The sequence below is a fragment of the Devosia sp. Root685 genome (genome assembly GCF_001427875.1).
Lineage (GTDB): Bacteria > Pseudomonadota > Alphaproteobacteria > Rhizobiales > Devosiaceae > Devosia.
The window spans coordinates 1,014,875-1,028,800 of record NZ_LMHK01000002.1 but is presented as its reverse complement, the minus strand read 5'-3'; the positions used below and the strand labels follow the sequence as shown (position 1 = coordinate 1,028,800).

General features: G+C 61.8%; 11 protein-coding genes and 1 pseudogene. 4 read left to right on the top strand and 8 right to left on the bottom strand.

Annotated features, from left to right (window positions below; genetic code table 11):
• The first annotated feature begins 315 nt into the window (after positions 1-315).
• From ASD83_RS13230 to ASD83_RS20995, 3 genes are all read left to right on the top strand, one after another.
• Complete coding sequence (locus ASD83_RS13230) at positions 316-1,281, top strand: hypothetical protein (RefSeq protein ID WP_156385947.1); 966 nt, start codon at positions 316-318, stop codon at positions 1,279-1,281.
• A gap of 612 nt (positions 1,282-1,893) precedes the next feature.
• Entirely contained in the window at positions 1,894-2,499 is a 606-nt protein-coding gene (locus ASD83_RS13225; RefSeq protein WP_156385946.1) for a nuclease-related domain-containing protein, read from the top strand.
• A gap of 57 nt (positions 2,500-2,556) precedes the next feature.
• On the top strand, positions 2,557-3,294 hold the full coding sequence (locus ASD83_RS20995; protein WP_156385945.1) for a hypothetical protein: 738 nt from the start codon (positions 2,557-2,559) through the stop codon (positions 3,292-3,294).
• Here the strand turns inward: ASD83_RS20995 and ASD83_RS20705 are convergent.
• The 6 genes and pseudogenes from ASD83_RS20705 to ASD83_RS13195 form a co-directional block, all read right to left on the bottom strand.
• Positions 3,290-3,528 (bottom strand): annotated as a pseudogene (locus tag ASD83_RS20705) (transposase); the annotation flags it as partial. The gene ASD83_RS20995 and the pseudogene ASD83_RS20705 overlap by 5 nt on opposite strands.
• Positions 3,529-3,882, bottom strand: a complete 354-nt coding sequence (locus ASD83_RS13215) for a RidA family protein (RefSeq protein WP_056311570.1) — start codon at positions 3,880-3,882, stop codon at positions 3,529-3,531. It lies immediately after the preceding pseudogene.
• Positions 3,879-6,503, bottom strand: a complete 2,625-nt coding sequence (locus tag ASD83_RS13210; protein WP_056311568.1) for a dipeptide ABC transporter ATP-binding protein — start codon at positions 6,501-6,503, stop codon at positions 3,879-3,881. The genes ASD83_RS13215 and ASD83_RS13210 overlap by 4 nt, the downstream gene beginning before the upstream one ends.
• Positions 6,490-7,476, bottom strand: coding sequence for an ABC transporter permease (locus ASD83_RS13205; protein ID WP_056311565.1), 987 nt, complete (start codon positions 7,474-7,476; stop codon positions 6,490-6,492). The genes ASD83_RS13210 and ASD83_RS13205 overlap by 14 nt, the downstream gene beginning before the upstream one ends.
• Before the next feature lie 27 nt (positions 7,477-7,503).
• Positions 7,504-8,997, bottom strand: a complete 1,494-nt coding sequence (locus ASD83_RS13200; protein WP_056311563.1) for an ABC transporter substrate-binding protein — start codon at positions 8,995-8,997, stop codon at positions 7,504-7,506.
• Positions 8,998-9,070: 73 nt separating this feature from the next.
• Positions 9,071-10,717 carry an ABC transporter family substrate-binding protein gene (locus tag ASD83_RS13195; protein WP_056311561.1) on the bottom strand — a complete coding sequence of 549 codons (1,647 nt, stop codon included), beginning with the start codon at positions 10,715-10,717 and terminating at the stop codon, positions 9,071-9,073.
• A gap of 160 nt (positions 10,718-10,877) precedes the next feature.
• Between ASD83_RS13195 and ASD83_RS13190 the strand changes: the two genes are divergently transcribed.
• Positions 10,878-12,224 carry an aminotransferase class I/II-fold pyridoxal phosphate-dependent enzyme gene (locus tag ASD83_RS13190; protein WP_056311559.1) on the top strand — a complete coding sequence of 449 codons (1,347 nt, stop codon included), beginning with the start codon at positions 10,878-10,880 and terminating at the stop codon, positions 12,222-12,224.
• A 220-nt stretch (positions 12,225-12,444) separates the two neighbouring features.
• Here ASD83_RS13190 and ASD83_RS13185 read toward each other — a convergent pair whose 3' ends face one another.
• Together ASD83_RS13185 and ASD83_RS13180 are read right to left on the bottom strand one after the other, a co-directional pair.
• On the bottom strand, positions 12,445-13,155 hold the full coding sequence (locus ASD83_RS13185; RefSeq protein WP_056311557.1) for a DsbA family oxidoreductase: 711 nt from the start codon (positions 13,153-13,155) through the stop codon (positions 12,445-12,447).
• A 15-nt stretch (positions 13,156-13,170) separates the two neighbouring features.
• Entirely contained in the window at positions 13,171-13,830 is a 660-nt protein-coding gene (locus tag ASD83_RS13180; RefSeq protein ID WP_056311555.1) for an SDR family NAD(P)-dependent oxidoreductase, read from the bottom strand.
• Positions 13,831-13,926 lie beyond the last annotated feature (96 nt).

Below are 13,926 nucleotides of genomic sequence, written 5' to 3'. Positions count from 1 at the left end.
ACTCCAATAGGGTAGCCCCTATGTTGCAAATAGGAGCGGAGAACATGTGCCATACAATCACCCTTTGAAGGCCCGATATCGACCCCATTTCGGCCTTTGGGGATTTCAGGTCATCGTCCCAAAAGCTGCCACCCACAAAAGACTCGATAGTATCCGCGGTTATTGAAGCCAGCGGAGGCTGATGAGGTGCGGCCCGACTGGCCGAGGACCATTCACGACGCTCTGTGCCGCCGCGTCTGCAGCTTCTGCTAGCCGTAATGGCCGATGACGGCGCCCAGTCCGATAATGGCGGCCTGGTGCAGGAAAAATGCAGCGGTGTTGTTTTGGAAGTCCCAGAATTCCATGGTGAACGGCGTGCCGGTCGAGGCGCTTCCCGATCTTGCGATCGGCGAGTTTGCCAAGCACAGCAATGGCCTGCTGTCCAATTTCGCCCTGCTCGGAATTGCTGCACTGCGGGAATCGACTCACCATCTTCTTGCCGTACTCGATCGTCGATTGGATCCCGCCTTCGTCGGGCACCGCATGATGATAGGCCATACGGACGATGCGCATGCCTTCGCAATGTCGATGTTCCTCATGCAGATGAAGGGGGTGCTATCGCAGCCTCATCATCTTGGCGATGCTTTGAGCGACGATGAAATCCGCGCGTGGTTCGAGGATCGCTTCAACGGCTGCGAGATCGACAAGAAGCTGGTGGAGATGAAGGCTCCGAGGAACGATCTCAAGAACCAGATGCTTGCTTCGGGGGCCCGCGAAGGTCCCCTTGCTCTATTCCGCGCTCTTCCTTCCCGAGGCGGAACGCCTCGGTCGCGTCGCCTCCGAGATCGAGGGGGAGGCCAGTCGCGACTTCTCCCGCCTCGCCACCTATGTCCGCGAATTCAACGGCCATCATCCATTGCCCAAAGGATGGCAACCGCATCTCACCCTCGGGAGCATGGTCAGACTCGAAGGCGACACCCAGAGGTATCTGCTTTGCCTGCAACCTGCCTGCAACCTGCCTGCGATACGGTCAGGATCGGTGGGCAGCGGTTCTTCCCTTTCATCGAACTGGAGAATAGCAGTGATCGGGTGGACTACCTCGTAGTCCGCGGAGATGCAGAGCCTTCGGTCCGCGGCGTCAACGGCAAGCCCGGCGGGCGGCACTACGACGAGTTCATGCCGGATGAGAAGAAGAAGTGCATCTTGGCCTCCCCCATCTCCGAGGGAGGCAGCACTACTGGGTTCATTTTCGAGAGCACTTCGAAGCGCAAGTACACTTGGCTCGGCTACATCTCCCCATGAAGGCGCAGAGGATCGCTGTCGAACTGGCCGGCGAACTGTCCCGCGTGGGCCTCGACGAGTTCGAATGGCTCAGACGTGGGGGCAAGTCCTGACGACTAATCCTGCGGCTGGTCGACCGAGTTGAGCCGGTCGACCAGCAGCCGCGCGAAACGCGGGAATTTCAGCACTTGGTCGGCATAGATTTCACCGTAGGGCCCGTTCACGATCGCCCAAGGTCCGCGGCCTTCAACGCTGATGCTATAGCTACTGAGTCCATCCTATCGGAACCTACGAAAAGGATATGTGGCACATCGCTCGAATGGTGCTCGATCCCGATCGTGCCGCCATTGCATGAGCTGATCGGAGTGGCGCCGGCGGCCGAGAGCGCCAGCACTGCGCCACCAAGACCAGCATCGATGCCGGACAATTCGGACCGGTCCGAGAAGTGGTCTTCCAGAATTTCGTTGGCTTCATCCGTCGTCCGCCGGCCGCGCTCAGCCTGGCAAGGAGTTCCTGCTCCTCTTCCAGAACGGCTGCCAGGTCCGATGCATCCCACCCACGCGCGTCGAAATAGTTTAGGTTCAATTCGAGTGCGCCATCGGACGACGGCTGGTCGTCATCGAGATGGCCGACATGGGCGATGTCGAGGGTCCGAACGATTTCCACTTCCGCAAGATCCGGTGCTGCCTCGATGCTCATTATCCCTCCCAGGAGAATCGAACAGACTGGGTTAGGATAAACATCGGGATCAGAATGCGAGCCATTCGGCGCGGAGAGGGCGTCACCGAGAGCGAGAGGTATCTTGCCGATCTATCCGATCGCGCCTTCCTTCGCCTATGGTCCTATCCCAACGTCTTCGTTGACCGCCGCGCTGGGAAGAACACGGCGAACAGGCAGGGCAAGGAACTCTGCGACCTGTTGGTGGTCTGTGGCGACGACATCGTCGTCTTCAGCGACAAATCCATAGACTGGCCGACTGGGGACCTGCCGCTTGCTTGGTCGAGATGGTACCGCAGAGCCATCGGGCACTCCGTCGACCAGCTCAAGGGCGCGGAGCGCTGGTTGAGGGCTTTCTCGGATCGGCTCTTCCTGGACCGCGCCTGCGAGGATCCATTTCCTTTCTCCCTTCCAGACCTTAGCAGAGGACGGGTTCACTTGGTGGCTATCGCGGTCGGTGCGAGCCAAGCTTGCCAAGACCACTTCGATGGCGGGATGGGAACATTTGTCCTCGATCCCTAGATCGAAGGAAATGCTCCCTTCGAAGACGGCGAGGTGCTACCGTTCAGGATCGGCGACGTGAGCCCTGGGGACACCTTCGTCCACGTCTTCGATCCGGTGGCGTTCGACCTGGTGCTTGCAGAACTCGACACGATCTCCGATTTCACCAGATATCTGGCAAAGCGGGCAGGGTTCGTTCGGTCAGGCACCTTCGCCGGCGCCGATGGCGAGGAAGACCTCCTCGGGCTCTACCTCCAGAACATCGGCGCCCACTTCGTCCGACCCGATGGTACTCGATGGCCTGCCGGCGATCAGGTGCGGGTATCGCCGGGACATTGGCAATGGGTCCAGCAGCAGGCCGGTTTCCGAGCGAAGAAGACCGCCGACCGGCCCTCCTACGCCTGGGACCAGCTGATCGAACTGTTCGTTGAACATGTGATCGCTGGGACCACTGAGGGCATTGGCGGTGCAGAGGTCGATGTGTCGAACGCCGAGCAGGCCCTGCGCCTCATGGCCCAAGAGGATCGCATCAACCGCAGAATGCTCGGCGAGGCCTTCCTCGAATCGATCCAGATCGTAATTTCGCGGCGCGCGACCCGGTTCGCAAGAAGGGTCATCGCAGGGCCGACCGCGATAAATCGAACGTTGGGCTACATCATCCTTATTCTCGCTCAGCCCGACGAGGAACTGCCTGGGGGCTACGGCCAATACCGCCAGGTCCTTGCGCAGATCCTGCAAGCCTATTGCTTCGCGTTGATGGAGGAGGTGCCGGAGCTGGAGAACGTGGTCGGAGTTGCGCTAGATGCGCCTCCTTGAAGTCCGGCATCAGCTTGCCCATCAACCACATCAGCTCGACATTGCGACCTGCCTCGCGCTCGAGCTTCCGGCTTGAGGTCAGTTGATGCAGGTAGCCATAGACGTAGAGCTTGAGCATCGTGCCAGGCGCATATCCGGGTCTGCCGGTCGCGGCAGGCCAAGCTCGGACAGATCCGGCTCATCGATGAAAGCATCGATCACGCGAACCGGGTTGTCGGGGGCAACATAGTCTTCCTAAGGCAGCGAGGCGAGAACCTGGATTTCAACCTTTATATCAGGCAAGGCTAGGCGCGCTTCCACCGTGGCGCGGGCTGGCGTGTGGCCGGGAATCACCCAGGCGTCCCAGGCCTCGTTCATCTCGTTGAAGGTCAAGATGTCGCTCAGCCAGATGTTGACCTGGACTAGGTGTTCCTTGCTGGTGCCAGCATCGGCCAGCAATTCGTCGATGCGCTTGAGGATGTCGCCGGTCTGCTCGGCAACGGTGCGCCCCTCGCGCCTGGCGGCAGTCATGCCCGACAGGTGGACATTGCTGCCATTGATGACGATGCCACTCATGCGGGGGCCGACATGGATACGCTTTATGGTCACTTGTGAACTCCGGAAACGGTGCATGCGGGAAGGGGATCGGCGGGCGTTGGCCATGACTGGACGCGCCCGCGAGCGTGGCGTTGGCGCTCGGTCGTGGGATCGGGTACCGGCACGGCGTCGAGCAGCACCCCGGTATAGGCGTGGCTTGGCGCGCCGATGACCTGTGCCGTCTCGCCCAGTTCCAGCATTTGTCCGCCATACATGACGCCGATCCGGTCGCTGAGTTCGGCCACCACGGCAAGGTCATGCGCCACCAGTAGGTAGGCAACGCCCAGCTCTCGCTTGAGCTCACCGAGCAGAACCATGATGTCCCGCTGTATGGAGACATCGAGAGCGGAAACCGGCTCATCTAGGACGACGAGCTTGGGTTCGAGCATCAAAGCACGTGCGATGGCGATCCGCTGCCGCTGGCCGCCGGAGAATTCATGCGGAAAGCGATCGAGTGACGAGGCCGGGAGCCTGACCTGGTCCAGAACCGTACGGGCTCGTTGCGCGGCGTTCTGGCCACCATGGGTCTGCGCAGGTTCCGCCAGCAGTTCACCCACCGTCATCCGCGGGTCGAGCGAGGCATAGGGATCCTGAAAAACCACCGACATATCGCGGCTGGCTTTCAGACGTGCCTGCGGTGTGGCCAGTTCTTCGCCCTGGAAGATGACGCGGCCGGCACTTGGCGTGAAGAGACCGAGAACCGTGTTGAGAAGGGTCGTTTTGCCCGAGCCCGATTCGCCGACAATGCCTAGCGTCTCGCCTGGCATCAGGTCGAAGGAGACATTGCACAGGGCGTGGATGACACGGTCGCTCTCGGACACTCCCTTGCTGCGCGGGCGCAAGAAATGGCGGGACAGGCCATCGACGCGCAGCAGCGGCTCGCCGCGAGGCACTGGCACCACCTCCGCCTTGACGACCAGGTCGAGACGGGGCGCCAGGCTCAGCAGGTGCTCGGTATAGTCATGCTCGGGCGCGGCAAACAGCTCATGAACTGGCTTCTGCTCAATGATCCGGCCCTCGCGCATGACGGCGACACGGTCGGCCACGCCGGCGACCAGCGCCAGATCGTGGGTGATGAACAGCATGGCGGCGCCCGTCCGTTCACGGGCAATGCGTAGGCTTTCTAGAACCTGGGCCTGCACCGTCACATCCAGCGCCGTGGTCGGCTCATCGGCGATGATTAGCTCGGGTTTATGGACCATAGCCATGGCGATGACGACACGCTGGCGAATGCCGCCAGACATCTGATGCGGATATTGGTCCAGGCGGCTTTCCGGGTCGCGGATAGCCATCAGGGTCATCAACTCCGTCGCGCGTTTTCGGCTTTCGGCGCGGGAGATGCGCCCCGCCACTGCCAGCGTCTCGTGAAATTGCGCGCCGATGGTCAGTACCGGATTGAGGCTGGTGGACGGGTCCTGCAGGATGGTGGCGATGCGACGTCCGCGATACTGGCGCCATTGGGCAAAGCTGAGGCCGGTAACATCCTGGCCATCGATCAGCACCGTGCCGCTTGCCTCGGCGCCAACCGGCAGCAGGCCGGCAATGGCCAGTGAGGTCAGCGATTTGCCGGATCCGGATTCACCCACCAGCGCCAGCACTTCGCCGCGGCCAATATGCAGGTCGATCCCATCTACGGCAGGACGGTCCGCATTGGGGAAGGTGACGCGGAAGCCGGACAGTTCAACGACGCTGTCAGGCTGGCGGGCCAGCGGCTGCGCCGCATGTCGCAGCCTTGTGCGGTGGGCCACCAGTGGATTGGTCGGCGCCGCCTTAGGATTGAAGGCGTCGCGAAGGCCCTCTCCGACATAGTTGATCGAGAGCACGATGAGGATGATCAGGATGCCTGGCGCATAGAACAGCCAGGGCCGAGTCATCACGGCAGTCTGCGCGTTGGAAATCAGCAGGCCCAGCGAAGTATCGGGGGGCCTCACGCCAAAACCAAGGAAGGAGAGGCCGGTCTCCGATAGAATGGCTACGCCCACCAACAGCGCGGTCGAGACGATGATGTGGTCAGCAACATTGGGGATCATGTGTCGCGCCATGATGCGGACCGGCCCCGCGCCCATGACCTTGGCGGCCTTGATGTAGGGCATTTCGCGCAGCGATAGCGAGACCCCCCGCACCAGCCGCGCCACCGAGGTCCAGAACAGCGCACCAAGCACCAGCGACAGGCCAAGCCAGGAAACTCCAGAATTGCTCATGGCATTGCCTAGAAAGGCCGCCAGGGCAATCGTGGGAATGGTCAGGACCAGGTCGACGAGACGCATGATCGAGGCGTCGATGATGCCACCGAGATAGCCGGAAATGACGCCCAGCACGGTGCCTAGGAGGCTCGCTAGCAAGGCGACGGTGCCCGCAATCAGCAGCGATTGCTGCATGCCGCGCATGGCCATGGCCAGCATGTCGCGCCCCAGAGTATCTGTGCCCAGCGGATGCGCCCAAGATGGGGGCTGCGACAGATCAGGCGTGATATCGGCATAGCCGTACATCCAGAGCATCGGTCCGAATATGGCGACGGCCACCAGTGCCACGAGGATGGCGAGACCGATCATGGCCATGGGATTGGCTCGAAAGCGGCGGAGCGCCATGGCGAAGCGCGAATAGGAGCGCGGGGCGGAACTAGGCTTGGCCATAACGCACCCTTGGATCGACGATGGCATAGACGATGTCGGCCAGCAGGTTGAAGAAGACTACGGCCGCCGCCGCGACCAACAGCCAGGCCATCACGGCATTGGCGTCGCGATTGGCGATGGACTCGAGCAGGAAGCCGCCCATGCCGCGCCATTGGAACACTGTCTCGGTGATGACGGCGCCCGAGAGCAGGGCCGGCAGGTCGAGTGCCACCACGGTGACAATGGGGATCAAGGCCGGGCGCATCACATGGGCGCCGACAATGCGGTTGCGGCTGAGGCCCCGCAGCACGGCAAAGCGCACATGGTCACTCGACAGCGACTCGACGACGGCGGTGCGCTGGTAGCGGCTCCAGCTGGCGAAGTGGATCATGGTCAAAACAATGGTCGGCAGGATCAGGTGGCCGGCCATATCCAGCATCAGCGGCAGGAAGTCCTTCGGCGCCGGCACCGAGACATCGCCGATGGTGAACAGGATGCGGGCATTGGCGGCCTTGTTGAGGGCGATGCCCCCCTGCTTGAGCAGCACGGCAAGCCAGAAGGAGGGGAGCGCGATGAGAATGAAGGCCGAGGTGGAAATGAGATGGTCCGCGATGCGGTTGCGGTAGAGCGCCGCTACCGTGCCCGCTATCAGCGCCAGGAGCGTCGCAATGACGATGGCCGTGGTCACCAGCCGCAGCGTGACGCCGACGCGCGGCGCCAATTCGGCACCGATATTCTGGTTGGGCTTCACCGAGGGGCCGAAATCACCCTGCACGACGCCTGTCAGCCAGGTGACATAGCGCAGGGGGATAGGTTGATCGAGGCCCAGGCGGGCTTCTTCGGCGGCAATGACATTATCGGGCACCGGCGGCTGCCGGTCACGCAATTCGCCCAGCGGGTCGCCCGCCAAGGCGACCAGCGTAAAGACCACGAAGGTCGAGACGAGGAGAATGGCCAGGCTGTTGACGAGCCTTTGGCCGATCAGAGCAAGCATGTCGTTCTCCTCATCATTGTCGTTCGATCAGACGGTTGCGACGGGGCGGATGCGGCCCCAATGCCACCACGGGATCGAATAATCGAGCTGGTCGGCCCAGCCGAAGAAGCGTTTGGACCGGGCGTAGTAGGTGCCGTACCACAGCAGCGGTATGAATTCGCAATCGCGCTGCCAGATCGCCTGCAGCTCCTTGTACGCCGCGCCGCGATCTTCACGGGTCAGCGCGGTGCGACCGGCTTCATAGGCAGCATCGGCATCCTTGTTGTGGTGCAGGCCCATATTGTTGAGGCCGGTTGAGGAATACTTGGTTGCGGTGATCTCGATATCCGGGGACATGGTACCGCCCACGATATAAAGGTCGAAATCGTGCTCGCGGCGGATGCGCTTGGACCATTCGACAGCGGAGAGACCGGCATATTCCACCGTAAAGCCCACGGCCTTAAGGTTTTCGGTGATGATCTCGGCCAGCTTCTTGTGACCGTAAAAACTGTCCATGTAGAACATGCGCAGCGTGCCGCGCGAGCCGCTGGCATCCCGCTTGAGCCCGCTTTCATCCAGCAGGCGGTCGGCTTCGGCCAGGTCGTGGCCGGGTGCTTTGGCATCGGGGTTGAAGGCCCATTCGACGCTGCCCAGCAGGTAGTGGTCCCAGGCAAAGCTGACGCCCGGATCGGTGATCTTGGCGATGTCGGCGCGGTTGACGGCGCGGGCGATGGCTTCGCGGCGACGCTGGTCCTGCCAGAGCGGGCTTTCGTGGTTGAAGTCGAGCAGGGCCATGCCCGGGCCCTTGCCCTTCATGACCTCGACATTGTCCGCACCCTCAACCAGATGGAGCCGGTCATAGGTCAGCGTGTCCTGCGGGAAGAAGTCTGCCTCGCCCCGCACCACCATCTTCACGCATTCGTCGCGATCGGGCTGGATCTTGAGGATCAGACGATCGATCTCGGGCTGCGGCCCCCAGTGGTTCTTGACCTTTTCGAGAATGATCTGCTTGCCCTTTTCCCATTCGACCAGGCGGAACGGGCCTGAACCGACGGGCTTGAGATTGTAGGGATTGGTGTCCCAGTCCGTGCCCTCGTAGAGGTGGCGCGGCAGGATATGGGAAAAGATGAAATTGCCCAGTTGCACCAGGAAGCCCGAATTCGGCCCGGACAGATGATAGTCGACCGTGTAGTCGTTGACGGCGACGATATCGACCACGTCGGTCAGGAACATGGCGCCGGTATAGCCCATCTTCTTGGCATGGAGATGGGTATAGACCACGTCATGGGCCGTCATCGGTACGCCATCCTGCCAGCGGGCTGCCTGGTTGAGGTGGAAGCGCCAGCGGCGGGCGCCATCCAGCATTTCCCAATGGGTGGCGAGATCGGGATAGGAGCCGTTGAAATTGTACCACTCGGTCAGCACCATCCGGTTGTAGATGTTGTTGCAGACGAGATAGCCGGCGGTGGCGGTGTAGTTGCGGTGCACGTCGTTGAAATGCACGGCGTCATGGGGCGTCGCCACGACGAAGTCGATGGTCATTGAAAGCTCTTCATCTGAAGGGAAAAGGCGGGAGCAGGACAGGCCTGCTCCCAGGTCAGGATCGGTGCCGGGATCAGTTGGCGGCCTTGAGGCCCCATTCCTCGACATTCATCGTTGTCCCGTATTTGGACGGGTTGACGAAGATATTGGCGTAGCTGTCGGAGTAGACGGCCATATTGGTGATGGGGAAGAGCGGCACTACGACGCCATCGGCCAGCAGCGCCCGGTCGAGCTCATTGGTCAGCCGCGCCGTCTCCGCCTCGTCGAGCGTCACCGAGATCTGTTCGACGAGGCTATCCACTTCCGCCGATGAATAGCCGAAGTAATTGCGGGCCGCGTCGGTCTGGTACCATTGGGCCAGCGACAGCGCGCCCAGGTCGAGGGCCGTGGCCGTGGTGTAGATATCAAAATTGCCCGCCTGCGCTTCGGGCGTGTAGCGCGAGCGGTCGGCAGCATCGATTGTGGCGGTGATACCGATTTTCGCGAGCTGGGCTTGGGCGAGTTCGGCCAGTTGCACGCGGATCGGATCGGTCGAGTAGGTGAGGATTTCGATATCGCGCAGCGGGTTGCCGCCCGGGCCATTCAGCTTGCCATCGACGACGGTATAGCCGGCCCCTTCCAGCAGGGCGAGGGCACCCTCGATGTCACCGGTGCCGACGCCCGTTGCGCCGGTATTGTCCTCGAGTTCGGCCTGACCGGGAATATAGGCCGCGCTGGTCATCGGCACGGCGCCTTCGACATATTGGCCGACCGTGCGATTGGTCATGTCGGCAATGTCGAGCGCCTTGGTCATGGCCTGGCGCAGCGCCGCGTCGCCCATGACGTCGCCATTGGCCTTGAGGCTGAAGTGGTAATAGGTCAGCGTAGGCCCGATCTCGACGCTATTGCCGAACATCTGGTTGACCTGCTCCACCGTATCGAGCGTGGCGCCGCCATAGACGGCATTGATCTCGCCGTTTTCGAGGGCGGTGATCTGCTCGCCGACCGAGGCGATATAGCGGAAGCGGATCGTGTCGAGATGGGCCGGATTGCCATACCAGGCCGGGTTCTTGACGAGGTTCATCACCACGCCCTCTTCATAGCTTTCCACCATATAGGGGCCGCCAGAAACCGTGGGCACATTTTCCGACAGGCCGACATTGAACGAAGTGGCGAGGTCGCCATAGGTCTCGGCCACATGGGCGGGCAGAATGAATGGGAACAGCGTCTTCCACGGCGCGAAGGGCGCCTCGAAAGTGATGCGCACCAGCTTGCCGCTGTCATTGCTCTTTATCGAGGAGACGAGGCTATAACCCTGGGTGAAGGCGGCAGTGCAATCGGCGCAGGCGCGCGGATCCTGGACCTGTTGGGTATACTCAAAATCCTTCACTGTAATCGGTGTGCCGTCGGACCACACTGCCTCGTCGCGGATCACATATTCCACCACCATCGGCTCGGTGCTGACCACCTCGGCCGACACCAGGAACTGACTGTTCATCGTCACACTGGCGTCGGTGCCGGTCAGGAACGGATGAGGATAGAGCGGCCACTGCTGCTGGCGATTGGTGGTGATGTCGCCCGTGGCGGAAACGGGGTTCCAGTTCGGCGGGGAATTGGTCGAGGCAAGGATGAGTTCGCCACCATCAGAGACGGCGACGGGCTGCGCGAAGGCGGGAGCGGCAAAGGCGGCCAGAGCAAACGTCAGGACGGCCAGCGAGCACGATGAACGGGCAGACGACAACGGAGCTTCCTTTCCCCAGCAGGGCTGAGAAATGCGGTGGATCAGGCGGCGGAAGGCCTGTTTTGTGGCCCCTCAGCGCGGTATTGAGGCTAGACCCTGGCTTTTGTTTTGGTCAATATAACTATGTTCATAAACATAACTCTTCGATGAAGGACCTGGCATGCTAGAGCGGATCGTCAAGCGTGTGCCCATGCGCAATCCGCGGGCCTTGAGCCGGACCATCATGGAAATGGTGGCTGAGGGAGAGCTCGCCGTCGGCATGCGCATGCCCACGGTGCGCGAAGTAGCCGAAGCGCTTGGCATGAGCCCTGCTGGCGTCGCTGCCGCTTGGCGCGAGTTGGTCGACTGGCGGGTGTTCGAAACCAAGCGGCGCGGCGGCACAATGGTGCTGGGACCAGCTTTGGCGCGGCGTGCCACCCGCTATGACGTGATGATGAAGGCTTCGGTCGGAATCCCGCTCAATCTGGGACACCTCACGCCGGACAAGTCCATCCTGCCGCCGCTGGATCGCGCCTTTGCCGCCGCCTTGAAGGACACGGGAGTGCATGAGGCGACCCCGACGTCGATCAGCGCCATGCTGCGTGAAGCGGTGGAGCCGAACTGGCCGTTTCAGCCCGGTTTCATGATGGCCACCCATGGTGGCATTGCTGCCGCCGAACTGGCGCTGCAGACTTCGGTGCGGCCAGGCGACCGTGTCATCGTGGATTCGCCCACGGTGTCCCGCGTTCTCGACATTCTCGAGTCCTTGGGGGCGCGTGCCGTGCCGGTCACCTATCGCGATGGCGGCCCGGACCTTGGCGAATTGAAGAAGGCCCTGGCCACGCGGCCGGCAGCCTTCGTCTACCAGCCGGTCGGCAATCACCCGACCGGATTTTCGGTCACGCCCGACTGGATCGAGCAGGCGGCGGACCTCCTCGCCGAAGCGCATATGCCCATCATCGAGCTGGTGCAGGCGCCATTAATGCATGCCCAGCCTTGGCTCTCGCTCGGCAGCCGCCTGCCGCGTATCGTGGTGCATGTCCATGCCTACAATTTCTTCACCGGCACGGACCTGCGGGTCGGCGTGGTGGGGGGCAGCGACTATTACATCGACCGGATGTGGCAGAAGTTGACCTTTTCCTCCGGCTGGGTCAGCCGCATCCTGCAGAATGCCCTGGCCTTTCAACTATCTGATCCCGAGGCTTTGGCGGATGTGCGGACCTATGTCGAGGCCTGCCGGTCTCGCCACGCCATCATGCTCGACAGTCTGCGGCGCGTTGGCTTTGACCTGCCGAAAACCGACGGTCCTACTATCTGGCTGCCTGTGCCTGATGAGTATGTCGTGACCAACCAGCTTTCGAGTCGCGGTATCGTGCTGCACCCCGGCAGCTATTTTTCCCCAGGGCCACTGGCATCCGATCACGTCCTTATCAATGGATCAGCGCTCGGCCGCGGGCAGGACACGGTCGCCGAAACAATCGGCTCTATCGTCTCGGCCATCTCGCCAAGGACTATGACGCTACGCTGATAAGCTAACGCTGTAGTATATTCTGTGTCCGCTTTTGGGATCGCCGCTCAAGCGAATTAACGGCCGGAATGGGGCGCATTTCGGATGTGCCGCTGTCGACCCCATTTCTGACATGGGCTTGGGGAGTGTTCTTACCCGAAAGCGGGCATGGGGCGTCAGTGTGTGCCCATCCAAGGCGAAGCCGCTACACAGATTTGTAGGCGGTAAAAGCCGTATCCCCTCAGTTCGGCAGCTTGCACTCACCCCCTTCGCAATAGCCATCCGCATCGGTGGCACCTGCTAGGGTCTTAAGCGGATGTGCCTCACTCCAGGCCTGCTGCAGGGCATCGCCGATGACCTTGACCGACTGCGCGCCGGGCAGAGCGTATTTTTCGTCGATCACCACGAAGGGGACGCCGCGCACGTTCAACCGCCGGGCTTCTTCGGTGTCGGCCCGCACTTGATCGGCGAAGGCATCACCCGCGAGCAAATCGCGAACCTCCGGCTCCGGCAGGTCGGCTTCGAGCGCGAGAGCCAGCAGCGTGTCAGGATCACCGAGCGCCTTGCCCTCGCCGAAATGGGCGGCAAAGAGGCGATCCTCCATGGCCGACTGCAGCCCATGCTGGCGCGCGAGATGGATCAGCCGATGCGCATCGAACGAGTTGCCGTAGCGGGCGATGTCGAAGCGGTAGGTAAGACCTTCCTTGGCACCCATCTGGCGCATCCGGTCATTCATCTCCACCGCCTGGGCCGGCGGAACGCCATGCTTCTTGGACAGCATTTGGTCGAGATTCATATCGGAAACGCGCGGGGCGTCCGGATCAAGCTGGAAGCTGCGCCAGATCACCTCGACCTCATCGGCATGGGCAAAACCGGACAGAGCCGTGTCGAGCCGGTGCTTGCCGATGTAGCACCAGGGGCAGCCGATATCGGACCAAACTTCGATCTTCATAATGATATCTCCTACTTAGCCGAACACGCGCTCGAGCGCGTCACGCTCGGTGTGCAAGTCCCAGTAGAGCGGCGCGATGGCGTCGGCGCTGGTTTCGGCGCTCTGACCGATGAACGTACCGATTGCCACGTGGCCGACCTGGACGCCCGAGGCCGCAACTTCGGTGTGGAGCGCCAGGGCCCAGTTGCGCAGCGCACCCATGGCGACGCCAGCAATAGCAAAGGCGGGATAGGCTGCCTCGGGACGGACGGACGCCGCTCCGGTGGTCACGAGGATCGTGCCGCTCTTGCGTTCGAGCATATCGGGCAAGACTTCGGCGACGGCAGCGATCGCACCAAAGAGCTGGAAGTCGAACCATTGCTGAAGAGTGTTGCGGGTGATCTGGGAAGCAGACCCCTGCGGCAGCGTGGCGTTGGATGGCGAATATTCGAGCACGTCGATCGCGCCGAAGCGTTCCTTGACGGCGGCAAGACCGGACTTGATGGAGGCCTCGTCCGTGACGTCGGCACGGAATGCCCCAGCTTCGATGCCGGCGGCAGCGAGTTCGGCGACGACCGGCTCAAGCTTTGCCGGGTCGCGCGACAGCAGCGCCACCTTGTGACCACGCTTGCCAAACAGCTTGCCGATGGCCTGGCCCATGCCCTGGCCGGCGCCGAGAATTGCGATAACAGACACCTGAGTTCTCCTTTATGTCTTGCGCACAAAATGTACGTAGGGATATGTTTGATATCGAAATGACCTGCAAGAACGCACAGGATGGTGGCTTACGAT